This is a genomic window from Klebsiella sp. I138 (genome assembly GCF_051131765.1).
Classification (GTDB): Bacteria; Pseudomonadota; Gammaproteobacteria; order Enterobacterales; family Enterobacteriaceae; genus Klebsiella.
Map to the genome: position 1 here is coordinate 3,740,224 of NZ_CP180447.1, position 23,505 is coordinate 3,763,728.

A 23,505-nucleotide genomic window follows, 5' to 3' on the forward strand; every position below is an offset into this window, starting at 1 on the left:
GACGTCTTCACATTAAGGACAAGAGAAAGCGATGAGTCAGTCAGAATCCAGTTCGCTCCCCAACGGTATCGGCCTCGCCCCCTGGCTGCGCATGAAGCAGGAAGGAATGACCGAAAACGAAAGCCGCATCGTCGAGTGGTTGCTTAAACCCGGCAACCTGAGCGATGCTCCAGCCATTAAAGATGTGGCGGAAGCGCTATCGGTTTCCGAAGCAATGATCGTCAAGGTCTCCAAACTGCTCGGTTTTAGTGGCTTTCGTAATCTGCGTAGCGCCCTGGTGGAGTATTTTTCTCAATCTGAACAGGTCCTTCCTGCAGAGCTCTCCTTCGATGAAGCACCTCAGGACGTGGTGAATAAGGTTTTTAACATAACCCTGCGTACCATTATGGAAGGCCAGTCGATCGTTAACGTCGATGAAATTCATCGCGCTGCACGTTTCTTCGCCCAGGCTAATCAACGCGATCTTTACGGTGCGGGCGGCTCAAATGCCATCTGTGCCGATGTACAGCATAAGTTTTTACGCATTGGTGTGCGCTGCCAGACTTATCCGGATGCGCATATCATGATGATGTCCGCCTCGTTATTAAAAAAAGGCGACGTTGTCCTGGTGGTCACCCATTCCGGGCGCACCAGTGATATTAAATCTGCAGTAGAACTGGCGAAGAAGAACGGTGCTAAAATTATCTGTATTACACATAGCTACCATTCGCCAATTGCTAAATTAGCTGATTTTATTATTTGCTCGCCAGCACCAGATACTCCTTTATTAGGGAGAAACGCTTCAGCACGTATTTTACAGCTTACGTTATTAGATGCTTTTTTTGTTTCGGTGGCCCAACAAAATATTGAACAGGCTACATTAAACATGCAAAAAACCGGCGCTATTGTTGATTTATTTTCACCCGGCGCTCTGAAGTAAATAATAAAACCGATCCCACCACGGTGGGATAAATATCACTATATCCTACACCGAGAACACTGTCATGAATAAATACCTGAAATTTATCAGCGGCGCGGCTATGGGCGTAATGTTATCTACCAGCGCTTTTGCCGCCGCCGATTATGCTGTGGTATTAAAAACATTATCGAACCCTTTCTGGGTTGATATGAAAAAAGGTATTGAGGATGAGGCAAAAACGCTGGGAGTCAGCGTCGATATTTTTGCCTCGCCTTCGGAAGGGGATTTTCAATCACAGCTGCAACTGTTCGAAGACTTAAGCAATAAGAACTATAAGGGCATCGCTTTCGCACCTCTCTCCTCGGTCAACCTGGTCATGCCAGTGGCAAAAGCCTGGAAGAAAGGGATTTATCTGGTCAATCTCGATGAAAAGATCGACATGGATAACCTTCAGAAAGCTGGCGGTAACGTTGAAGGTTTCGTCACCACGGACAATGTCGCAGTGGGGGCAAAAGGGGCCGATTTTATTATCGAAAAACTGGGTGCTGAAGGCGGCGATGTTGCCATCATCGAGGGAAAAGCGGGTAACGCATCAGGCGAAGCCCGTCGTAATGGTGCGACGGAGGCATTCAAAAAAGCCAGCCAGATTAAGCTTGTTGCCAGCCAACCTGCCGACTGGGATCGTATTAAAGCGCTCGACGTTGCCACCAATGTGCTACAGCGTAACCCTAACCTGAAAGCCTTTTACTGCGCGAATGACACAATGGCAATGGGCGTTGCCCAGGCCGTGGCCAATGCCGGAAAAAGCAAAACGGTTTTGGTTGTCGGTACTGATGGCATCCCAGAAGCCCGGAAAATGGTCGAAGCCGGGCAGATGACCGCAACGATTGCACAAAATCCTGGCGATATCGGTGCGACGGGACTGAAGATGATGGTTGATGCCGAAAAAACCGGTAAGGTGATTCCACTGAATAAAACACCGGAATTTAAACTGGTGGATTCTATTCTGGTCACAAAATAATTCCCCCCGACGGTTCGCCAGAGGCGATCCCCTTACCCTCCTGACCTGAGGAGGGTAAAAATAAGTAAGGAGTTATTATGGTCACGCCATATATTTCAATGGCGGGGATCGGCAAATCCTTTGGTCCGGTTCACGCATTAAAATCGGTCGATTTAACCGTTTATCCGCATGAAATACATGCATTGCTAGGGGAAAACGGTGCAGGTAAATCAACATTAATGAAAGTTTTGTCGGGAATACATGAACCGACCAAAGGCACCATTACGGTTAATAACGTTAATTATGACAAACTCGATCATAAATTAGCAGCCAGTCTTGGCATCGGCATTATTTATCAAGAACTCAGCGTCATTGATGAACTAACCGTAATGGAAAATTTATACATCGGTCGTCATCTGACTAAAAAAGTCTGCGGCATCAATATTATCGACTGGAAAGAGATGCGCATCAGAGCAGCAATGATGCTGCTGCGCATCGGATTAAAGGTCGAGTTAGACGAAAAAGTGGCGAATCTGTCCATCAGCCATAAACAGATGCTGGAAATTGCTAAGACACTGATGCTCGACGCCAAAGTACTGATTATGGACGAACCCACCTCTTCCCTGACCAACAAAGAGGTGGACTACCTGTTCCTGATCATGAACCAGCTGCGTAAAGAGGGCACCGCTATCGTCTATATCTCACACAAGCTGGCGGAGATACGCCGTATCTGCGACCGCTACACGGTGATGAAGGACGGTAGCAGCGTATGCAGCGGAATGGTCAGCGAGGTCAATAACGACGATATCGTACGTCTGATGGTTGGCCGCGAGTTGCAGAACCGCTTTAACGCGATGAAAGAGAGCGCCGCGAATATCGCACGCGAAACGGTATTCGAGGTAAAAAATGTGACCAGCCGGGACAAGAAAAAGGTTCGTGATATCTCCTTTAGCGTCAATCGCGGTGAAATTCTCGGCTTTGCCGGCCTGGTGGGCTCCGGGCGTACCGAGCTGATGGATTGCCTGTTTGGCGTTGATAAACGGAGCAGCGGTGAAATCATCCTCAACGGCCAGGCGATAACTCCGCGCTCACCGTTAGATGCCTTAAAGAAAGGAATGGGTTACATCACTGAGAGCCGCCGTGACAACGGTTTCTTCGGCAATTTCTCCATTGCGCAAAACATGGCCGTTAGCCTGAGCCTGAAACACGGCGGCTTTAAAGGGGCAATGGGGTTATTCCATGAAGAGAACGAACGAAATACGGCAGAAGCGCAGCGAAAACTACTGGCTCTGAAGTGCCATTCTGTCGATCAAAACATCACCGAACTATCCGGCGGTAACCAACAGAAAGTATTAATTTCCAAATGGTTATGTTGCAACCCCGACGTCATTATTTTCGATGAGCCGACGCGCGGGATAGACGTCGGTGCTAAAGCAGAAATTTACAAAGTGATGCGCCAGCTGGCGAATGACGGAAAAGTCATTCTGATGGTGTCATCAGAGCTTCCTGAAATTATCGCCGTCTGTGACCGCATCGCCGTGTTCTGCGAAGGGCGGCTGACGCAAATTCTGACCAATCGCGACGACATGAGCGAAGAGGAGATTATGGTATGGGCACTGCCACAAGAGTAAAAGGCGAGTCCGATGGCAAAAAGCCGTTCAACTTCGCGCTGTTCTGGGATAAATACGGCACCTTTTTTATCCTCGCGATTATTGTCGCGATTTTCGGCACGCTGTCATCGGAATACTTTCTGACGACCAATAACATCACGCAAATCTTTGTCCAGAGCTCGGTGACGGTGCTCATCGGTATGGGTGAATTTTTCGCCATTCTGGTGGCGGGCATCGACCTGTCCGTGGGAGCGATTCTGGCACTTTCCGGCATGGTTACCGCCAAACTCATGCTGGCAGGGGTCGATCCGTTCCTCGCAGCGCTGATTGGCGGGGTCTTTGTCGGGGGCGCGCTAGGGGCGATTAACGGTTGCCTGGTCAACTGGACCGGCCTGCACCCGTTTATTATTACCCTCGGCACCAACGCAATTTTTCGTGGAATAACATTGGTTATCTCCGATGCCAACTCGGTCTATGGCTTCTCTTTTGACTTCGTGAACTTTTTTGCCGCCAGCGTATTGGGGATCCCGGTCCCGGTCATCTTCTCGCTTATTGTGGCCGTGATTTTATGGTTTCTGACAACCCGAATGCGGCTGGGCCGCAACATCTACGCGCTGGGTGGCAATAAAAACTCCGCCTTCTACTCTGGCATCGACGTGAAGTTCCACATGTTGCTGGTGTTCATTATATCCGGCATCTGCGCCGGGCTGGCAGGCGTGGTATCGACAGCGCGTCTCGGCGCCGCAGAGCCTCTGGCCGGAATGGGCTTTGAAACCTACGCCATTGCCAGCGCCATTATCGGCGGCACTAGCTTCTTTGGCGGTAAGGGACGCATTTTTTCCGTGGTGATTGGCGGCCTGATCATTGGCACCATCAATAACGGGCTGAATATTCTCCAGGTACAAACCTACTACCAGCTGGTGGTGATGGGTGGATTAATTATCGCAGCTGTCGCCCTTGACCGTCTTATCAGTAAATAAGGAATTATGATGAAAATTGCCCCTTCTTTAATGTGTATGGACCTGCTGAAATTCCAGGAACAGATCGAATTTATCGATCGGCATGCAGATTACTTTCACATCGACATCATGGATGGCCACTTTGTCCCTAATCTGACGCTATCGCCATTTTTCGTCAGCCAGGTGAAGAAGCTAGCCAGTAAACCACTGGACTGCCATCTGATGGTCACCCGGCCACAGGATTACATCGGCCAGCTGGCGCAGGCAGGTGCGGACTTTATCACCCTGCATCCGGAAACTATAAACGGCCAGGCTTTCCGTCTGATCGATGAGATTCGCCGCCACGGCATGAAGGTCGGGCTTATTCTCAATCCGGAAACATCCGTTGAAACGATGAAATATTACATCCACAAGGCCGACAAAATTACGGTGATGACCGTCGATCCCGGCTTCGCGGGCCAGCCGTTTATCCCTGAAATGCTGGAGAAGATCGGCGAACTAAAAGCGTGGCGCGAACGTGAAGGACTGAGCTACGAGATTGAGATCGACGGCTCATGCAATACAGCGACCTATGAAAAACTGATGGCGGCAGGCGCGGACGTCTTTATCGTCGGTACCTCAGGTCTCTTTAACCATGGCGACAATATTCACGACGCGTGGCAGATAATGGCAGAGCAGATTCTGGCTGCCAAAAACGAGGTATTCCCTCATGCAAAAACAGCTTAAAGTCGTCGCAGGAGTGGACATGGGCGCAACCCATATCCGCTTTTGCCTGCAAACCGCGCAGGGTGAAACTCTGCATTGCGAGAAGCTTCGCACCGCCGAGGTGATCGCGCCTGGCGGCCTGGTGAACGGGATCACGACGTTGATTCAGCAGCAGCTTGACCGCTTTCAGGCACATTGCTGCGGTCTGGTGATGGGCTTTCCGGCATTGGTAGGCAGAGATAAACGGACGATTATCTCCACCCCAAATCTCTCGTTACCACCAGAGACTCTGCGTACGCTCGCTGATGAGCTGGAGCATTCGCTGGCCTGTCCGGTCGAATTTTCCCGCGATGTGAATCTCCAGCTCTCATTTGACGTACAGGAAAATGGTTTGCAGGCGCAACAGGTGTTAGCCGCTTATCTCGGCACCGGCATGGGCTTTGCCATCTGGTTAAACGGCGGACCGTGGACAGGTGCGCACGGCGTGGCGGGAGAGTTGGGTCATATCCCGCAGGGCGACAACGCACTCCTCTGCGGCTGCGGTAATCCCGGCTGTCTGGAAACCGTCTGTTCCGGCATCGCGCTCAAACGCTGGTATGAACAACAACCGCGCAACTATGCACTTGGTGAGCTGTTTTTACACGCCGCCGAGGAGCCATTTGTCCAGGCGCTCCTGCACCATGCCGCCCGCGCAATCGCCACCGGCATCAACCTGTTCGATCCGGATGCGGTGATCCTCGGCGGGGGAGTAATGGACATGTCCGGCTTTTCACGCGAGGCGCTGCTCGCTATGACAAAAGCGCATATTCGCCGTCCACTGCCTTATCAGGCGGTGCAGTTTCTTACCGCATCCTCCTCAACATTTAATGGTGCTCAAGGGGCAGCGACGCTGGCCCGCTACCGTTATTTGCCCCAACCTGTCGCAGCGCCTGCCTCAACTGTGTCCGGCTGAAGGGCTTACGCAACAGCTCCACGTCCGGCAGCGCGGGATTGTGCGCCGGGCGCAGATCCTGGCCGCTTATCAGCAGTACCGCAACCGTCGGGAAACGGCGCTGCGTTTCGTTAATCACTTCTACACCGCTCAGCCGCCCCGGCAGCATCAGATCGCTAATCAACAGCGCGATTTCCGTCGAGGCATCAAGCAATTGCAGCGCCTGCTCGCCATTCTCTGCTTCCAGGGTTAACCAGCCAAGCTGATGCAGCTGCTCGCAGAGGGTCTGGCGCACATCAGCCTCATCTTCCAGCACCAGCGCCAGCCGCTCACCGCTCATCGTCTGCTCCGCTTCCGGCAGCGCGCCACCGGTCACCGCCTGTACCGCCGCACGCGGCAGCTGTAAGCGCACCGTCGTCCCCTGGCCCGGAGCGCTCTCAATGGCCACTCGCCCGCCAGACTGGCGGACAAAACCATAAACCATCGACAGCCCCAGACCGCTGCCGCTGCCGGTTTGTTTCGTGGTAAAGAATGGTTCAAACACCTGCGCTTTCACCTCCTGCGACATTCCGCTGCCGTGGTCGATCACCTCCAGCGCGACCATATCCTGGCGCCGCCCGTCGCTGCGGGCCACGCGCTGGTTCCAGGTGCGTAGCTTAATCACCCCGGGCCGCCCTTCCATCGCATCACGAGCGTTCATCACCAGATTAATAATCGCGTTTTCCAGCTGGCCCACGTCAATCCATGCAGGCCAGGCCGGCGACTGGGCTTCAATCTCCAGGCTCAGCGCCGGCGGCAGAGAATGACGCATCAGTTCGCCAAGGTTCTCCAGCAGCGGTTGCATGGCAACGGCGTTCGGGTGCAATGACTGTTTGCGCGAGAAGGCCAGCAGCCGCTGGGTTAACAATGCCCCGCGCTCCGCGGCTTTTCGTGCCCGGGAGATCCGCGGAATATCCGCGTCCTGCGGCTGAACCAGCTCAAGACTGCCCATAATCACCGCCAGCAGGTTATTAAAATCATGCGCCAGGCCGCCGGTCAGCTGACCCACGGCTTTCATTTTCTGGCTGTGAACCAGCGCCTGTTCCAGCCCTTTACGTTCGGTCCTGTCCAACACCACGTTCACCAGGCCACGCCCGGGGACCGGGCTAAAGCGCAGCTCAATGGTACGGTCGCCCGCCAGCTGTAGCTCCTGAGGTTTGGGGAGCGGACGGGCCAGGTTCTCCCGGATGTGTTCCGCCAGAGGGGCGGCCTGACCCAGCAGATGCTGGTAGTGAATACCGCGCTGCAGTTCATTGGCTGCCAGCCCCAACAGCAGCGGATACTGCGGGTTCCACACCACCAGCAGCCCCTGATTATCAAACAGGGCAAAACCGTCGCGCATCGCGTGAAAGGTGGTCTCCAGCAGGGTGCTTTTTTCTTTCAGTAGCAGAGAGGTATGGGCCAGCGAGGCAGTATTGCGGGCAAAAACGTTGAAGGCACGCGCCAGCTCCCCCAGCTCATCGCGCCGCTGGAGCCCAGGAACGGAAACATCCTGCTCACCGTGGGCCAGCCGTGACATCGCGCGGGAGATAGCGGTCAGGTTTGAGCCGAGGTTACGGTAGATATACCAGCTGGCACAGCCGGTTATCACCAGCGCCAGCATCGCCGACAGCAAAATAAACGTGCTGATGGAGCGCAGCTCCTGATGGCTTTGTGTCGCCCGCAGTTCGGATGCCTGGGCGACTCTGGCAACATATTGATTAATATCGCTGTTGAGCAGCGCCACCAGCGCCTTAATGTGAAACATATACCAGCCAATGGCCAGATCGCTCTCCTCAAGCTGCGCCGACAGCGGCTCCAGCCTGGCCAGTTCACCATTAAAATCCAGCAGAATTGCGTCCAACGTCGGGTCAGGGCTGGTTTTCGGCAGAAACCCTCTCACCTTATCCAGCTGCTGGACGATCGATCGCGGCGTCGAAGTATGAGTGGCAGCAACGATCAGCCGATCCATCTCCGCCAGCTGCCGGGAATCGATCGCCTCCGCGCCATGCCGATCGTTAAGATCCTGAATATGCCGGAGATAGCTCTGGTTCTGATACAGCGAGCTGAGCAGCTCATTGCGCTGTAGGTGGCGGCGCTGACCGCGTTCCAGCATGCCGCCCACGCTCTGCTGCAACTCATTGCTGCGGCGAATAATACTGGCTACCAGCGCCAGCTCCTGCTGCGCCAGCGGCGCAGCGGCAAGATGAGAGAGTGAATATTTCAGAGCCTGCTGGGTCTCCAGCAGCCGTTCCGCCTCGCTTTTATACTCCAGCGCGCCAACAACCTGCGAGAGGCGAACCGCTGCGGTGGCCACGTTGGCGGTATCGCGAGCCAGATTCATACTGCCGGTCATATCGTCCAGCGTCTGCCGTTGGACCTGTTCCTGTAGCACGCTGGCGTGGCGAAAACCCAGCACCGCGACGCCGGCCACCATCAGCGTGACCGCAACCATCAGCAAATTAAACGACAGCAGACGCCCGCGAGCGCTGGCAAAAAACGGGTTGCGATGGGACGACATGGGTCAGCTCCACGATTTTTTTATTTATCCTGGCGGTTGCAGACCATGACCGGGAGCGCCACATCGCGTAATTGTGAGCCAGGTTAACTATTCATCAATATGACAAATATGAACGGCATCTGACATTTTGCATTTATCGTGCTGTGGTGCACTGCGACTCTCGATCATGCTCGCAGGAGAGCCGCCATGCAGGGGACCCCGGTACTATCTATGCGCAATATTGCCAAAGCCTTTGGCAAGTTTTATGCGCTAAAAGGCGTCGATCTGACGGTATGGCCCGGCGAGATCCATGCATTAATGGGGGAGAACGGCGCCGGCAAAAGCACGTTGATGAAGATCCTCGCAGGGGCGTATACCGCCACCCGCGGCGAGATCCTGATCGACGGAAAACCGCACGCCATTAAAGGGCCAAAAGATGCGCTGGCCGCCGGGATCACACTGATCTACCAGGAGATGCAGCTGGCACCGAATTTAACCGTCGCGGAGAATATTTTCCTCGGCAGCGAACTGGCGCGCGGCGGCCTGGTGCTGCGCAAAGAGATGCTTAATCAGGCTCAGGCGGTCATTGACCGCCTCGGCGCCCAGTTTAAGGCCAGCGACCGGGTGATGACGCTGACCATTGCCGAACAGCAGCAGGTCGAGATCGCCCGCGCCCTGCATCGTAACAGCCGGGTTCTGGTGATGGATGAACCGACCGCCGCCCTCTCCTCCCGTGAAACCCAGCGCCTGTTTGAACTGATTTTGCGCCTGCGCGACGAAGGTATGGCGATTATTTATATCAGTCACCGCATGGCCGAGGTGTATGAACTGTCCGACCGCGTCAGCGTACTACGCGACGGCCAGTACGTCGGCAGCCTGACCCGTGACAAGCTCAACGCCTCCGAACTGGTGCGGATGATGGTTGGCCGTCCGTTAAGCGATCTGTTCAACAAAGAGCGCGATATTCCGCCGGGCCAGTCCCGGCTGCGGGTACAGGATTTGACCGACGGCGGCAAAGTGAAGGCCAGCAGCCTCGTGGTACGCGCCGGGGAGATAGTCGGCCTGGCCGGGCTGGTCGGCGCCGGCCGCTCGGAGCTGGCGCAGCTGATTTTCGGCGTGCGTAAGGCCACCGGCGGCGTCATTGAGATCGACGGCGAGCCGGTGGTCATTCACTCGCCGCGCGAGGCCATCGATCTTGGCATCGGCTTTCTCACCGAAAACCGCAAGGAGCAGGGGCTGTTCCTTGAGATGGCCGCGCAGGAAAACATCACCATGGCCACCCTCGAACGAGATGCCCACTGGGGCATGCTCAACCGCAAAAAGGCACAGACCCTCTCCGACGATGCGATCGCCCTGCTCAACATCCGCGTGCCGCATTCGCAGGTGCGGGCCGGCGGCCTTTCCGGTGGCAACCAGCAAAAGCTGCTGATCTCCCGCTGGGTCGCTATCGGCCCGCGCATTTTGCTGCTTGATGAACCGACGCGCGGTGTTGACGTCGGCGCCAAAAGCGAGATTTACCGCATCATGAATCAGATGGCCCACCAGGGGGTAGCCATCCTGATGATCTCCAGCGAATTACCCGAAGTGGTCGGCATGAGCGACCGGGTCTACGTCATGCGTGAAGGCAGCATTGTCGGCGAGCTCCAGGTCGGCGGCATCAGCCAGGAAAGTATTATGACGCTGGCTACCGGCGTGAACGACTCTCACCTTAAGGCGGTACAACCATGACAACACACAAAGAGACCGCCGCGAAGCCGGTGGCAAAATCCGCATCAGCGAAAAAAATGCTGATGGGCGATCTGGTACAAACGGTCGGTATCTTGCCGATTTTAATCCTGATTGTGGCGGTATTTGGCTTTATCGCGCCGAATTTCTTTACCGAAAGTAATCTGCTGAATATTACCCGCCAGGCATCAATCAACATCGTGCTCGCCGCCGGAATGACCTTCATCATTCTGACCGGTGGGATCGATCTGTCCGTTGGTTCAATTCTCGGGACCACCGCGGTCGCTGCCATGGTGGTATCACTGACCCCGGAGCTGTCCCTGCTTTCCATTCCCGCAGCGCTGATGCTCGGCCTGCTGCTTGGCCTGTTTAATGGGGCGCTGGTGGCCTTCGCCGGGCTGCCGCCGTTTATCGTAACGCTCGGGACCTATACGGCCCTGCGCGGGGCGGCTTATCTGCTGGCCGACGGCACCACGGTGATTAATTCCGATATCAGCTTTGAATGGATCGGCAATGATTATCTCGGGCCTATTCCCTGGCTGGTGGTGATCGCGTTACTGGTGGTGGCGGTGTGCTGGTTCATTCTACGTCGTACGACCCTGGGCGTTCATATCTACGCCGTAGGCGGCAACATGCAGGCAGCACGGCTGACCGGGATCAAAGTGTGGCTGGTGCTGCTGTTTGTCTATGGCATGAGCGGGCTGCTCTCCGGACTGGGCGGCGTCATGAGCGCCTCGCGGCTGTACAGTGCCAACGGCAACCTCGGCGTGGGCTATGAGCTGGATGCCATCGCCGCCGTTATTCTCGGCGGGACCAGCTTCGTCGGCGGTATCGGCACCATCACCGGCACACTGGTCGGGGCGCTGATTATCGCCACCCTTAATAACGGCATGACGCTGATGGGGGTCTCCTATTTCTGGCAACTGGTGATCAAAGGGGCGGTGATCATCATTGCGGTACTGATCGACAAATACCGTACCCGACACCATCAAAGTGCATAACAACAATACCCTACAGACAGAGGAAAACAGTATGCGTTTAAAACCCTTAGTAACCGCGCTCTGTGCCGGCGCGCTGCTTGCCGCAGCGCCCTTTACCCAGGCCAAAGAGCTGAAGTCAATCGGCGTCACGGTGGGGGATTTAGCCAACCCGTTCTTTGTGCAGATAACCAAAGGCGCGGAGCTGGAAGCCCGTAAGCTGGCCGGGGACAACGTAAAAGTGACGCTGGTTTCCAGCGGTTACGATCTGGGTCAGCAGGTGGCGCAGATCGATAACTTTATTGCGGCTAAAGTCGACATGATTATCCTCAATGCCGCCGACTCGAAAGGGATTGGTCCGGCGGTGAAACGGGCGAAAGACGCAGGCATTGTGGTAGTGGCAGTGGACGTGGCCGCCGAAGGCGCCAATGCCACTATCACCTCAGATAACACTCAGGCGGGAGAAATGGCCTGTAAATACATTACCGACCGCCTGAAAGGGAAAGGGAGTGTGGTGATTATCAACGGACCGCCGGTTTCTGCGGTACAGAATCGTGTCGAGGGCTGCCAGGCCGAATTTGCGCGCCACCCGGAGATTAAGGTGCTCTCCTACAACCAGAACGCGAAAGGCAGCCGTGAAGGAGGCCTGGAAATTATGACTTCATTGCTGGCGGCGAATCCGAAAATCGACGGCGTCTTTGCGATTAACGACCCCACCGCGATCGGCGCCGATCTGGCGGCCAAACAGGCACAGCGTCATGAGTTCTTTATCGTTGGTGTCGATGGCAGCCCGGACGGTGAAGAGGCCCTGAAACGTAAAAACTCACTCTTTGTCGCCACCCCTGCGCAGGACCCGCAGGTCATGGCGGCAAAAGCGGTGGAAATCGGTTACGACATTTTGCAGGGTAAACCAGCACCCGCCGCGCCGGTGCTGATCCCGGTGACAATGATCGATAAAAACAATATCGGCAGTTACAAGGGCTGGACCGTGAAGTAAGGCGCCATATATCCCCGGTGGCGCAACGGCTGCCGGGGTTATGCCGCCCTGTCACCGTGGACAACGTCCGCGGCGAACACGTAGCCCAGGCCGCGTAAGGTTTTGATCAACGTCGGCTGGTGCGGGTTTGGTTCGATTTTGCGCCGCAGGCGCATGATCAGCACGTCAATCGTTCGGTCAAAGACGTCGGTACTCTCGCTATGAGTCAAGGCCAGCAGTTGTTCGCGATTGAGCACCCGGCGGGCGTTTTGCGCCAGCGCCAGCAGCAGACTGTATTCTCCCTGAGTCAGCGGCACCGCCTGCTGCTGGGGATTAAACAACTCACAGCGAAACGTATCCAGCCGCCAGCCGTTAAACAGCAGCCCCGCTCCGCCGCTCGCGCCTTCAGCGCTGAGTGCGCCGCTGCGCCTGAGCACCGCTTTCACCCGCGCCACCACCACCCGGGAATTAAACGGCTTGGCAATATAATCATCGGCACCCATTTCCAGCCCGACCACCACATCGGCTTCGCTACCGAGACCGGTTAACATCACAACCGGTAAATCAGGCCGGCTGCGCTGCAGCTGTTGCAGTACCAGCAGCCCGTTAGTGTCGGGGAGAATCATATCCAGCAGCACCAGGGAGATATCTGCCCGCTGCGCCGCCACCGCCAGCGCATCGCTACCGGTCTGGCACACCAGCACGTCAAAAACATGCGCGCTAAGCACATCGCTGAGCAGTTCGCCAATCGCGCTGTCGTCATCCACCACTAAAATGACCGGTTTCATTACTTGCCTCTGCCCGCACGGAACGATCTCTGTCTGATTAATTCAGCAAAGGCCTCCCGACAAATCCATTCCGGGATCGCGTTTCTTCAATCCATGTCACATCTCTCCCCTCTTCGACACGTCAAAACTGACGACGCCCTGCTTTTCGTCAGCATTTAGCCCAAAAAATCGACGTATCATCAGTTAATACCCACAGTGAAAACATGGCATAGAAGATGCATATTGACGGTGTGATAGCGCATATGCGCCCATTGATGAACTGGAGCAAGACCGATGAAAAAAGTCGTCACGGTTTGCCCGTATTGCGCATCAGGTTGCAAAATCAACCTGGTGGTCGATAACGGCAAAATCGTCCGGGCTGAGGCGGCACAGGGGAAAACCAACCAGGGAACCCTGTGTCTGAAAGGCTATTATGGCTGGGATTTTATTAACGATACCCAGATCCTCACCCCGCGCCTGAAAACCCCAATGATCCGCCGTCAGCGTGGCGGCAAACTGGAATCCGTCTCCTGGGATGAAGCGCTCGACTACGTCGCCACTCGTCTCAGCGCCATTAAAGCGAAGTACGGTCCGGACGCGATTCAGACTACCGGCTCGTCCCGTGGGACGGGTAACGAAACCAACTATGTGATGCAAAAATTCGCGCGCGCCGTTATTGGTACCAATAACGTTGACTGCTGCGCGCGCGTCTGACACGGCCCTTCGGTTGCAGGTCTGCACCAGTCGGTCGGTAATGGCGCCATGAGTAATGCCATCACAGAGATTGATAACACCGATCTCGTGTTTATCTTCGGGTATAACCCGGCAGATTCACACCCTATTGTGGCGAATCACGTGATTAACGCCAAACGCAATGGGGCGAAAATTATCGTCTGCGATCCGCGTAAAATTGAAACTGCACGCATTGCGGATATGCACGTTGCGCTGAAAAATGGCTCGAATATCGCGCTGCTTAATGCCATCGGCCACGTCATTATTGAAGAGAATCTCTACGATAAATCTTTTGTCGCCAGCCGTACCGAGGGCTTCGAAGAGTATCGTAAAATCGTCGAAGGCTACACGCCGGAGTCAGTGGAAGCGATCACCGGCGTCAGCGCCCAGCAAATCCGCGAATGTGCCCGGATGTATGCGAATGCCAAATCCGCCGCCATTCTGTGGGGCATGGGCGTCACCCAGTTCTATCAAGGGGTAGAAACCGTGCGCTCGCTGACCAGCCTGGCGATCATGACCGGCAACCTCGGCAAGCCGAGCGTTGGCGTCAACCCGGTGCGCGGACAGAACAACGTCCAGGGCGCCTGCGATATGGGCGCGCTGCCGGACACCTATCCGGGCTATCAGTATGTAAAATTCCCGGAAAACCGCGAGAAGTTCGCCAAAGCCTGGGGTGTCGACAGCCTGCCGGCGCACACCGGCTACCGCATCAGCGAGCTGCCGCACCGCGCGGCACATGGCGAAGTGCGTGCCGCATACATCATGGGTGAAGATCCGCTCCAGACCGACGCCGAGCTCTCCGCCGTGCGTAAAGCGTTTGAGGAGCTGGAGCTGGTTATCGTCCAGGACATCTTTATGACCAAAACCGCGTCGGCGGCGGATGTGATTTTACCGTCAACGTCGTGGGGCGAGCATGAAGGCGTCTATACCGCCGCCGACCGTGGCTTCCAGCGCTTCTTTAAAGCGGTAGAGCCGAAGTGGGACCTAAAAACTGACTGGCAGATCATCAGCGAAATCGCTACCCGGATGGGCTATCCGATGCACTACAACAACACCCAGGAGATCTGGGATGAGTTGCGGCATCTGTGCCCTGATTTTTACGGCGCCACCTACGAGAAAATGGGCGAGCTGGGCTACATCATGTGGCCGTGTCGCGACGAATCCGATGCCGATCAGGGGACCTCTTATCTGTTTAAAGAGAAGTTCGACACCCCGAACGGCCTGGCGCAGTTCTTCACCTGCGACTGGGTTGCGCCGATCGATAAGCTCACCGACGAGTATCCGATGGTGCTCTCCACCGTGCGGGAAGTGGGCCACTATTCGTGCCGCTCCATGACCGGCAACTGTGCGGCGCTGGCCGCCCTGGCGGATGAACCGGGCTATGCGCAAATCAATACCGCCGACGCCGCGCGCCTGGGGATTGAAGATGAAGCGCTGGTGTGGGTCAACTCGCGCAAAGGGCGGATCATCACCCGTGCGCAGGTCAGTGACCGGCCGAATAAAGGGGCGGTCTATATGACCTACCAGTGGTGGATTGGCGCCTGTAACGAGCTGGTCTCGGAGAACTTAAGCCCGATTACCAAGACGCCGGAGTACAAGTACTGCGCCGTGAACGTTGAACGCATCACCGATCAGCGCGCCGCCGAGCAGTATGTGATTGACGAGTACAACACGCTGAAAGCCCGCCTGCGCGAAAGCGCAATGGGTTAATAAAGCCGCCTCCCCGGAGGCGGTGCTTCGCATTTGTCCGGGCTACGGGACGGCACGACCCCGTAGCCCGGGCAAGGCGCGTCAGCGCCGCCCCCGGGATTTCCCCGTACGGTATCCCGTCACCGGTGTTTCACCAAACCTGCCAGTTGCTGCCGTTTTCTTCTTTTTCACCTCCCTTTATACTGCTCGCTGTTTTCCCAACTGATAATAAAGAATGAAATACCTCTATTTGCTTCTTACGCTGCTCTCTCTTACCGCGGGCGCCATGGAACCCGGCAGCCAGTACAAACAACAGGCGGAGGCCGGCGATCCGCGCGCGCAGTACTATCTTGCCGATACCTACGTCAGCTCCGGTGATTATCAGCAGGCTGAATACTGGGCGCAAAAGTCGGCCGATAACGGCGACGGTGACGCGCTGGCGCTGCTGGCTCAGTTAAAAATTCGCAATCCGCAGCAGGCCGATTACAAACAGGCCAGACAGCTGGCGGAGAAGGCGGTACAGGTTGGCAGCAAGGCGGGAGAGATTATCCTGGCCCGCGTGCTGGTTAACCACCAGGCCGGACCGACCGACTATTCACATGCCATCACCCTGTTACAGGATGCCGCCCAGGACCCTGAAAGCGATTCCGCGGTCGACGCTCAGATGCTGCTGGGTTTGATTTACGCCAGCGGTGTTCAGATGGCAGAGGATGATGCCAGGGCAACGGACTATTTTAAACGTAGCTCCTCGCTGTCCCGTACCGGCTATGCCGAATACTGGGCCGGGATGATGTTCCTGCAGGGCGAAAAAGGCTTTATTGAACCGAACCCGCAGAAAGCCCTGCACTGGCTCAACGTCAGCTGTCAGGAGGGGTTTGATACCGGCTGTGAAGAGTTTGAACGGATGACGAAGGGATAATCTCTTCAGCCACGAGATTTTGCTGGCGAATGACTGGTGCGAGAAAACCAAAAAACCCCGACGCATAGCGCCGGGGTTTTTATTTATAACGGGTGAGCGGCCTACTGAGCCGTCTTATCAAATTTACCCAGCACTTCACGCTCGTACGCCAGCGCTTTTTTGCGGTCAAACTTGTGTTCCCACTTAGCGATCACCAGCACCGCCAGCGCATTGCCCACCACGTTCAGCGCGGTACGCGCCATATCGAGGATACGGTCAACGCCGGCAATAAAGGCCAGCCCTTCCAGCGGGATCCCCACGCTTCCCAGCGTTGCCAGCAGCACCACGAAGGAGACGCCAGGCACGCCAGCAATCCCTTTCGACGTCACCATCAGAGTCAACACCAGGGTGATTTCCTGCCACAGCGACAGGTCAATACCGTACAGCTGGGCAATAAAGATCGCCGCAATACTCTGATACAGCGTTGAGCCATCGAGGTTAAATGAGTAGCCGGTCGGCACGACAAAACTGGTAATAGAAGCCGGTGCACCGTAGGCTTCCATCTTCTCAATAATACGCGGCAATACGCTCTCGGAGCTGGCGGTGGAGTACGCCAGAATCAGTTCGTCTTTCAGGATACGGATCAGAATCCAGATACTTAACCCACATATCCGCGCCACGATCCCCAGAACCACCAGCGCAAAAAACGCAATCGCGAAGTAGACCAGAATCACCAGCTTGGCTAACGGCCACAGGGAGGCAAAGCCAAAGGTCGCCACGGTAACCGAGATCAGCGCAAACACCCCGACCGGCGCATAGCGCATGACCATATGAGTGACTTTGAACATGGTTTCAGAAATGGAGCGGAAAACGGTGACCAGCGGTTCACGATGCGTCGCCGGCAGCGAAGAGAGCCCCAGGCCGAACAGTACTGAGAAGAAGATAATCGGCAGCATATCGCCTTTCGCCATCGACGCGACGATATTGGTCGGCACCAGCGACAGTATTGTTCCCATCAGTCCGTGCGCATGGCTTTGTACTTCCGCCGTCGTACTCTGATATTTCGAAATATCCACCGCCGCCAGCTGCGACATATCAATGCCGCTGCCCGGCTGGAAAACGTTCGCCAGGGTAATCCCCAGCACAATCGCTACCGTGGTAATGACTTCAAAATAGATAATCGTTTTCGCGCCGATACGGCCCAGCTGTTTTGCATCGCCTACGCCCGCAATCCCGACAATCAGCGTGGAAATCACAATGGGTACGACAATCATCTTGATCAGATGGATAAAGATATCGCCCGCTGGCGTCAGTAAATTCGCAATTAACCAGTCACGGTCGTCGGCATGATAATGCAGGTAGCTACCCAGCAGGATGCCCAGCACCAGGGCCAGCAAAATTTGCCAGGCCAGGCTGACTTTTGTTGTTTTCTTCACTACAGACTTCCTCAATGAAAGGCACCATTCCCGGAAGTCATGATGCCCACTGAAAGGGGTATGAATTGTGTTGCGTTGCTTTATGGAGTTTTTTAACGCGCGGTATCAGTATCATCTGCACGGCATGCTACGCAAGCGTTTAAGAACAGGGCTTTTCTCTGCGTTTATGCATAAACTCGCTAACTTTCCCCACTTACGTTGCATAAGTATTTGTTATAAAAAAAATTTCATAAATTCCATTTCTATAAATTCATTTCTGTAACTATTTCACTTCAAAGTTTCATTTGATTGATTTTCATTCAGTTGAATCAATGCGTGATCTGCCCCCCAAATAGCAAACAAAGCCGCCAAAGCCCCTACTATTAACGTTTGTTTGACATATATTTAACAACCTACAGGAGAAAAAAAGCCATGAGCCAAATACATAAGCACTCTATTCCCGCTAACATTGCGGACAGCTGCCTGATTAACCCGGAACAGTACAAGGCGCACTATCACCAATCTGTCACCGACCCTGATGCATTCTGGGGTGAGCAAGGCAAAATCCTTGACTGGATGCGGCCCTATACGCGCGTGAAGAACACCTCCTTCGCGCCGGGCAACGTCTCGATTAAATGGTATGAAGACGGCACGCTGAACCTTGCCGCTAACTGCCTCGATCGTCACCTGGCCGAACGCGGCGACCAGACCGCGATTATCTGGGAAGGCGACGATGCCAGCCAGAGCAAACACATCACTTATCGCGAGCTGCATCGCGACGTCTGCCGCTTTGCCAACGTCCTTATCGACCTTGGCATTAAAAAGGGCGACGTGGTTGCTATCTATATGCCAATGGTGCCGGAAGCGGCGGTAGCCATGCTGGCCTGCGCCCGCATTGGCGCTATTCACTCGGTGATCTTCGGCGGCTTTTCGCCGGAAGCGGTTGCCGGGCGCATCATTGATTCCAGCTCTCGTCTGGTTATTACGTCTGACGAAGGGCTGCGCGCCGGGCGCGCGATCCCACTGAAGAAAAACGTCGACGACGCGCTAAAAAATCCAAACGTGAAAAGCATTGAGCACGTTGTCGTGCTCAAACGGACCGGCGGTAAAGTCGACTGGCAGGAAGGTCGCGACCTGTGGTGGAGCGATGTGATTGAACAAGCCAGCGCGGATCATCAGCCGGAAGAGATGAATGCCGAAGACCCGCTGTTTATCCTCTATACCTCCGGTTCCACCGGTAAGCCCAAAGGGGTGCTGCACACCACCGGCGGCTATCTGGTCTACGCCGCCACTACCTTCAAGTATGTCTTTGACTACCATCCAGGCGATATCTACTGGTGTACCGCCGACGTGGGCTGGGTGACCGGCCACAGCTATCTGCTGTACGGCCCGCTGGCCTGCGGTGCCACTACGCTGATGTTTGAAGGTGTACCAAACTGGCCAACGCCGGCGCGGATGTGCCAGGTCGTCGATAAGCACAAGGTCAATATTCTCTACACCGCGCCAACGGCGATTCGTGCGCTGATGGCGGAAGGCGATAAGGCCATTGAAGGCACCGACCGCTCTTCCCTGCGCATTCTGGGCTCCGTCGGCGAGCCGATTAACCCGGAAGCCTGGGAGTGGTACTGGAAGAAGATTGGCAACGAGAAATGCCCGGTGATGGATACCTGGTGGCAAACCGAAACCGGCGGCTTTATGATCACTCCGCTGCCGGGCGCCATTGAGCTGAAAGCGGGTTCCGCAACGCGTCCGTTCTTTGGCGTGCAGCCGGTGCTGGTTGACAATGAAGGCACGCCGCTGGAAGGCGCCACAGAGGGCAACCTGGCTATCGCCGACTCCTGGCCGGGTCAGGCGCGAACCTTGTTCGGCGACCATGAGCGTTTTGAACAAACCTACTTCTCAACCTTCAAAAATATGTATTTCAGCGGCGACGGCGCGCGTCGTGATGAAGATGGCTACTTCTGGATTACCGGCCGCGTGGACGACGTACTGAACGTATCTGGCCACCGTCTGGGCACCGCAGAGATCGAATCGGCGCTGGTGTCGCACCCGAAAATCGCTGAAGCGGCAGTGGTCGGCATTCCGCATAACATCAAAGGTCAGGCGATTTACGCTTACGTAACGCTGAACCACGGTGAAGAGCCGACGCCGGAACTGTATGCGGAAGTACGCAACTGGGTACGTAAAGAGATTGGCCCGCTGGCCACGCCGGACGTGCTCCACTGGACCGATTCATTACCGAAAACCCGCTCAGGTAAAATCATGCGCCGTATTCTGCGCAAGATTGCCGCGGGCGATACCAGCAACCTCGGCGATACGTCAACGCTGGCAGATCCTGGCGTCGTGGAAAAACTGCTCGAAGAGAAGCAGGCCATTGCGATGCCGTCATAAACGGACTCATTCCCTACACCCTCTCCTCGTCAGGGGAGAGGACATAAATCATACGCCCTAAGGATTCCACGTAGCAGGACAGCGGTAAGCATCCCCTCTTCCCGACAGCACGCAGCCGGGCGGAAAAGTGCTGCCGACGGATAGCGCGTGGATGACGAAATGGGTACCTCTGGAGACGCTGTGATGAATGAGAAAATTTGTCAGCGGGTAGAAAATAGTGCGCATTTCAGGGAGTTAGTTGCAACCCGGCAAAGGTTTGCCGCCATCCTGTCACTGATTATGTTGGTTATCTACGTGGGCTTTATTTTGCTTATCGCTTTCGCCCCCGGCTGGCTTGGCACGCCGCTGCATGCCGGCACCAGCGTCACCCGAGGCATTCCAATCGGCATCGGCGTTATCGTTATCTCTTTTGTCCTGACCGGAATTTATGTCTGGCGGGCTAACGGGGAATTTGACCGTCTGACGAAAAGCGTTATCAATGAGGTGCACGCATCATGAAGAAAGTCCTGACGGCGATTGCCGCCACGCTCCCTTTTTCCGCGAGTGCCGCTGACGCTATCACCGGCGCGGTACAACGCCAGCCGACAAACTGGCAGGCGATCATCATGTTCCTGATCTTTGTCGCCCTGACGCTGTATATCACGTACTGGGCGTCAAAACGCGTGCGCTCACGCAGCGACTATTATACCGCTGGCGGGAATATCACCGGCTTTCAGAACGGGCTGGCGATCGCCGGCGACTTTATGTCGGCAGCCTCCTTCCTCGGTATTTCCGCGCTGGTTTATACCTCCGGCTACGACGGGCTGATTTACTCCCTCGGCTTCCTGGTCGGCTGGCCGATTATTCTGTTCCTGATTGCCGAACGCCTGCGCAACCTCGGACGCTATACCTTTGCCGACGTCGCCTCTTATCGCCTTAAGCAAGGGCCGATCCGTACCCTTTCCGCCTGCGGCTCGCTGGTGGTGGTGGCGCTGTATCTGATTGCGCAGATGGTCGGGGCGGGCAAGCTGATTCAGCTGCTGTTCGGTCTGAACTACCACGTCGCGGTGGTGCTGGTCGGCGTGCTGATGGTGCTCTACGTCCTCTTCGGCGGTATGCTCGCCACCACGTGGGTACAGATTATCAAAGCGGTCCTGCTGCTGTGCGGCGCCAGCTTTATGGCCTTTATGGTCATGAAGCACGTCGGCTTCAGCTTCAACAATCTGTTCAGTGAGGCAATGGCGGTGCATCCGAAAGGCGCGGCGATTATGAGCCCGGGTGGATTGGTGAAAGATCCAATATCGGCCCTGTCGCTCGGCCTTGGACTGATGTTCGGCACCGCCGGTCTGCCACATATTCTGATGCGCTTCTTCACCGTCAGCGACGCACGTGAAGCGCGTAAAAGCGTGTTCTACGCCACCGGATTTATGGGCTATTTCTATATCCTGACCTTTATCATCGGCTTCGGCGCAATCATGCTGGTGGGGGCAAATCCGGCGTTCAAAGATTCAGCGGGCGTGCTAATCGGCGGGAATAACATGGCAGCGGTACACCTGGCCGATGCGGTGGGCGGTAACCTGTTCCTCGGCTTTATTTCAGCGGTCGCCTTCGCCACTATTCTGGCGGTGGTTGCCGGCCTGACTCTGGCCGGCGCATCGGCGGTCTCGCACGATCTGTATGCCAACGTCTTCCGCAAGGGCGCCAGCGAACGTGACGAGCTGCGGGTATCGAAAATTACCGTTCTGGCATTAGGGGTCGTGGCGATCCTTCTGGGGATTCTGTTTGAAAATCAGAATATTGCCTTTATGGTCGGTCTGGCGTTCTCGATTGCTGCCAGCTGTAACTTCCCGATCATACTGCTGTCGATGTACTGGTCGAAGCTGACTACCCGCGGTGCCATGATTGGCGGCTGGCTGGGGCTGCTGACCGCCGTGATTCTGATGATCCTCGGCCCGACGATTTGGGTCCAGATCCTCGGCCATGAAAAGGCGATATTCCCGTATGAATATCCGGCGCTGTTCTCTATCGCCATCGCTTTTATTGGCATCTGGTTCTTCTCTGCCACCGACAACTCTGCGGAAGGAATGCGCGAGCGCGAGCAGTTCCGTGCTCAGTTTATCCGTTCGCAAACCGGGATTGGTATCGAAACCGGCCAGGCGCACTAACCTGATATTCCCCGGCCACCCGGCCGGGGAATCTTAAAACATCAGCAGGCGCACCAACGGCGCTGCCAGTACCATCACCACGCCTGACAGCATCATCACCAGACTGGCCACCACCCCTTCCTGCGGCCCCAGTTCATACGAGCGGGCGGTACCGGCCCCGTGCGAAGCGGCGCCAAACCCAGCCCCTTTAGCCATCCCTTCACGAATAGCGAGCCGCATAAACAGCGCATCCCCCACCGCCATACCAAACACGCCGGTGATCACCACAAACAGGGCCACCAGCTCCGGCTGCCCGCCAATCGGTTTGGCGGCCGCCAGCGCAAACGGGGTAGTGATCGAACGCACCGCCAGGCTACGCTGAATTTCATCCGGAAGCGTAAGCAAGCGCGCCAGCCACACCGAGCTGGTTACCGCGACAACGACCGCTGTCGTCACGCCTGCGGTCAGCGACATCCAGTGGCGTTTAATCACCGCCAGGTTGTCATACACCGGGACGGCAAATGCAATCGTGGCAGGCCCCAGCAGCCATAACAGCCAGTGGGTTTCTCCCATATAGTTCTGATAGGAGATATGGCCAAAGACCAGGATCAGCACCAGCAGTATCGGGGTAAATACCAGCGGCATCAGCGGCAGCTTATGAAAGCGACGATACAGACGTTTATTGGCAAAATAGAGTGCCAGCGTCACTATCAGGCACAGGATACTCAGTTGAAAATCACTCATGCTTCATCCGGCTGATTTCAAAGCGATACACTTTATCCACCACCCATGCCGTCGCGCCCAGCACCATCATTGTACTCAGCGCAATCACCAGGCAGATCCGCCAGCCGTCCACCATCAGCAGCTGGGTATAGTTGACCACCGCCACCACCGCCGGAACAAAAAACAGCAGCATTTCCGCCAGCAGCCAGCGCGCACCTGCCCGCACCCATTTTAACGGGATCACCCGACAGACGATTAACACCAGCAGCATCAGCATGCCGACTAAATTCGCCGGTAGCGGCAGATGCAGCCAGTTAACTAAATATTCGGCGCAGACGAACAGTCCGGCATAGATCAGCACCTGAACCGGGACCTGGAGGCGCTGTACAACGAAGGGGGCCACACGAGCTGGCGCGAAGGCCATGAGCGAAATTCCTGAAAAATAAGCGAGGTGTGCAGTATAGAGAG

General features: G+C 55.7%; 19 protein-coding genes. 14 read left to right on the forward strand and 5 right to left on the reverse strand.

All coding sequences use genetic code 11. From position 1 onward, the window contains the following. The first annotated feature begins 31 nt into the window (after positions 1 to 31). From ACMYSK_RS17515 to alsK, 6 genes are all read left to right on the forward strand, one after another. Positions 32 to 919, forward strand: a complete 888-nt coding sequence (locus tag ACMYSK_RS17515) for a MurR/RpiR family transcriptional regulator (protein WP_434637297.1) — start codon at positions 32 to 34, stop codon at positions 917 to 919. Positions 920 to 983: 64 nt separating this feature from the next. Next, the gene (gene alsB, locus ACMYSK_RS17520) at positions 984 to 1,919 is read left to right on the forward strand and encodes a D-allose transporter substrate-binding protein (protein ID WP_434637298.1); all 936 of its coding nucleotides are present in this window, start codon (positions 984 to 986) and stop codon (positions 1,917 to 1,919) included. Between the two features lie 77 nt (positions 1,920 to 1,996). Next, on the forward strand, positions 1,997 to 3,529 hold the full coding sequence (gene alsA / locus ACMYSK_RS17525; RefSeq protein ID WP_434637299.1) for a D-allose ABC transporter ATP-binding protein AlsA: 1,533 nt from the start codon (positions 1,997 to 1,999) through the stop codon (positions 3,527 to 3,529). Further along, positions 3,508 to 4,488: a D-allose ABC transporter permease gene (alsC, locus tag ACMYSK_RS17530; protein WP_434637300.1), complete on the forward strand. Its 981-nt coding sequence runs from the start codon at positions 3,508 to 3,510 to the stop codon at positions 4,486 to 4,488. The genes alsA and alsC overlap by 22 nt, the downstream gene beginning before the upstream one ends. A gap of 9 nt (positions 4,489 to 4,497) precedes the next feature. Then, positions 4,498 to 5,193 (forward strand): D-allulose 6-phosphate 3-epimerase, encoded by a 696-nt coding sequence (alsE, locus tag ACMYSK_RS17535; RefSeq protein ID WP_434644181.1) that lies wholly within the window; start codon positions 4,498 to 4,500, stop codon positions 5,191 to 5,193. Next, positions 5,177 to 6,124: an allose kinase gene (gene alsK, locus ACMYSK_RS17540; RefSeq protein WP_434637301.1), complete on the forward strand. Its 948-nt coding sequence runs from the start codon at positions 5,177 to 5,179 to the stop codon at positions 6,122 to 6,124. The genes alsE and alsK overlap by 17 nt, the downstream gene beginning before the upstream one ends. Here alsK and ACMYSK_RS17545 read toward each other — a convergent pair. After that, positions 6,036 to 8,642: an ATP-binding protein gene (locus tag ACMYSK_RS17545; RefSeq protein WP_434637302.1), complete on the reverse strand. Its 2,607-nt coding sequence runs from the start codon at positions 8,640 to 8,642 to the stop codon at positions 6,036 to 6,038. The genes alsK and ACMYSK_RS17545 overlap by 89 nt on opposite strands. Before the next feature lie 186 nt (positions 8,643 to 8,828). On the opposite strand from ACMYSK_RS17545, the gene ACMYSK_RS17550 reads away from it, so the two are divergent. From ACMYSK_RS17550 to ACMYSK_RS17560, 3 genes are read left to right on the forward strand one after another with little or no spacing between them, the layout of a single operon-like run. Continuing rightward, a complete protein-coding gene (locus tag ACMYSK_RS17550) occupies positions 8,829 to 10,349 on the forward strand; it encodes a sugar ABC transporter ATP-binding protein (protein ID WP_434637303.1) in 1,521 nt (506 codons plus the stop codon). Then, the gene (locus ACMYSK_RS17555; RefSeq protein WP_434637305.1) at positions 10,346 to 11,347 is read left to right on the forward strand and encodes an ABC transporter permease subunit; all 1,002 of its coding nucleotides are present in this window, start codon (positions 10,346 to 10,348) and stop codon (positions 11,345 to 11,347) included. Before ACMYSK_RS17550 ends, ACMYSK_RS17555 begins: the two co-directional genes overlap by 4 nt. A gap of 31 nt (positions 11,348 to 11,378) precedes the next feature. Next, complete coding sequence (locus ACMYSK_RS17560; protein WP_434637307.1) at positions 11,379 to 12,320, forward strand: ABC transporter substrate-binding protein; 942 nt, start codon at positions 11,379 to 11,381, stop codon at positions 12,318 to 12,320. 38 nt (positions 12,321 to 12,358) lie between these two features. Here ACMYSK_RS17560 and ACMYSK_RS17565 read toward each other — a convergent pair whose 3' ends face one another. After that, positions 12,359 to 13,087, reverse strand: coding sequence for a response regulator (locus ACMYSK_RS17565; RefSeq protein ID WP_434637310.1), 729 nt, complete (start codon positions 13,085 to 13,087; stop codon positions 12,359 to 12,361). Between the two features lie 273 nt (positions 13,088 to 13,360). On the opposite strand from ACMYSK_RS17565, the gene fdhF reads away from it, so the two are divergent. After that, a complete protein-coding gene (fdhF, locus tag ACMYSK_RS17570) occupies positions 13,361 to 15,508 on the forward strand; it encodes a formate dehydrogenase subunit alpha (protein ID WP_434637312.1) in 2,148 nt (715 codons plus the stop codon). Positions 15,509 to 15,722: 214 nt separating this feature from the next. Further along, positions 15,723 to 16,406: a tetratricopeptide repeat protein gene (locus ACMYSK_RS17575; protein ID WP_434637314.1), complete on the forward strand. Its 684-nt coding sequence runs from the start codon at positions 15,723 to 15,725 to the stop codon at positions 16,404 to 16,406. Between the two features lie 101 nt (positions 16,407 to 16,507). Here ACMYSK_RS17575 and gltP read toward each other — a convergent pair whose 3' ends face one another. Then, positions 16,508 to 17,821, reverse strand: coding sequence for a glutamate/aspartate:proton symporter GltP (gene gltP, locus ACMYSK_RS17580; RefSeq protein WP_434637316.1), 1,314 nt, complete (start codon positions 17,819 to 17,821; stop codon positions 16,508 to 16,510). Positions 17,822 to 18,232: 411 nt separating this feature from the next. Here gltP and acs point away from each other — a divergent pair, with 411 nt between their 5' ends. The 3 genes from acs to actP all read left to right on the forward strand — a co-directional run bounded on the left by acs (position 18,233) and on the right by actP (position 22,335). Continuing rightward, positions 18,233 to 20,191, forward strand: coding sequence for an acetate--CoA ligase (gene acs / locus ACMYSK_RS17585; RefSeq protein ID WP_434637318.1), 1,959 nt, complete (start codon positions 18,233 to 18,235; stop codon positions 20,189 to 20,191). Between the two features lie 183 nt (positions 20,192 to 20,374). Further along, positions 20,375 to 20,689, forward strand: coding sequence for a DUF485 domain-containing protein (locus ACMYSK_RS17590; RefSeq protein WP_434637319.1), 315 nt, complete (start codon positions 20,375 to 20,377; stop codon positions 20,687 to 20,689). Next, the gene (gene actP / locus ACMYSK_RS17595) at positions 20,686 to 22,335 is read left to right on the forward strand and encodes a cation/acetate symporter ActP (RefSeq protein ID WP_434637321.1); all 1,650 of its coding nucleotides are present in this window, start codon (positions 20,686 to 20,688) and stop codon (positions 22,333 to 22,335) included. The genes ACMYSK_RS17590 and actP overlap by 4 nt, the downstream gene beginning before the upstream one ends. Before the next feature lie 33 nt (positions 22,336 to 22,368). Here the strand turns inward: actP and ACMYSK_RS17600 are convergent, their stop codons facing one another. Both ACMYSK_RS17600 and ACMYSK_RS17605 read right to left on the reverse strand, forming a co-directional pair. Beyond that, the gene (locus ACMYSK_RS17600; RefSeq protein ID WP_434637323.1) at positions 22,369 to 23,058 is read right to left on the reverse strand and encodes an LrgB family protein; all 690 of its coding nucleotides are present in this window, start codon (positions 23,056 to 23,058) and stop codon (positions 22,369 to 22,371) included. Continuing rightward, complete coding sequence (locus ACMYSK_RS17605; protein ID WP_434637325.1) at positions 23,051 to 23,461, reverse strand: CidA/LrgA family protein; 411 nt, start codon at positions 23,459 to 23,461, stop codon at positions 23,051 to 23,053. The genes ACMYSK_RS17600 and ACMYSK_RS17605 overlap by 8 nt, the downstream gene beginning before the upstream one ends. Between the last annotated feature and the right edge of the window lie 44 nt (positions 23,462 to 23,505).

Coding starts and splice junctions, on each gene's coding strand:
- ACMYSK_RS17515 (WP_434637297.1), top strand. CDS start 32: ATGAGTCAGTCAGAATCCAGTTCGCTCCCCAACGGTATCGGCCTCGCC.
- alsB (WP_434637298.1), top strand. CDS start 984: ATGAATAAATACCTGAAATTTATCAGCGGCGCGGCTATGGGCGTAATG.
- alsA (WP_434637299.1), top strand. CDS start 1,997: ATGGTCACGCCATATATTTCAATGGCGGGGATCGGCAAATCCTTTGGT.
- alsC (WP_434637300.1), top strand. CDS start 3,508: ATGGGCACTGCCACAAGAGTAAAAGGCGAGTCCGATGGCAAAAAGCCG.
- alsE (WP_434644181.1), top strand. CDS start 4,498: ATGAAAATTGCCCCTTCTTTAATGTGTATGGACCTGCTGAAATTCCAG.
- alsK (WP_434637301.1), top strand. CDS start 5,177: ATGCAAAAACAGCTTAAAGTCGTCGCAGGAGTGGACATGGGCGCAACC.
- ACMYSK_RS17545 (WP_434637302.1), bottom strand. CDS start 8,642: ATGTCGTCCCATCGCAACCCGTTTTTTGCCAGCGCTCGCGGGCGTCTG.
- ACMYSK_RS17550 (WP_434637303.1), top strand. CDS start 8,829: ATGCAGGGGACCCCGGTACTATCTATGCGCAATATTGCCAAAGCCTTT.
- ACMYSK_RS17555 (WP_434637305.1), top strand. CDS start 10,346: ATGACAACACACAAAGAGACCGCCGCGAAGCCGGTGGCAAAATCCGCA.
- ACMYSK_RS17560 (WP_434637307.1), top strand. CDS start 11,379: ATGCGTTTAAAACCCTTAGTAACCGCGCTCTGTGCCGGCGCGCTGCTT.
- ACMYSK_RS17565 (WP_434637310.1), bottom strand. CDS start 13,087: ATGAAACCGGTCATTTTAGTGGTGGATGACGACAGCGCGATTGGCGAA.
- ACMYSK_RS17575 (WP_434637314.1), top strand. CDS start 15,723: ATGAAATACCTCTATTTGCTTCTTACGCTGCTCTCTCTTACCGCGGGC.
- acs (WP_434637318.1), top strand. CDS start 18,233: ATGAGCCAAATACATAAGCACTCTATTCCCGCTAACATTGCGGACAGC.
- ACMYSK_RS17590 (WP_434637319.1), top strand. CDS start 20,375: ATGAATGAGAAAATTTGTCAGCGGGTAGAAAATAGTGCGCATTTCAGG.
- actP (WP_434637321.1), top strand. CDS start 20,686: ATGAAGAAAGTCCTGACGGCGATTGCCGCCACGCTCCCTTTTTCCGCG.
- ACMYSK_RS17600 (WP_434637323.1), bottom strand. CDS start 23,058: ATGAGTGATTTTCAACTGAGTATCCTGTGCCTGATAGTGACGCTGGCA.
- ACMYSK_RS17605 (WP_434637325.1), bottom strand. CDS start 23,461: ATGGCCTTCGCGCCAGCTCGTGTGGCCCCCTTCGTTGTACAGCGCCTC.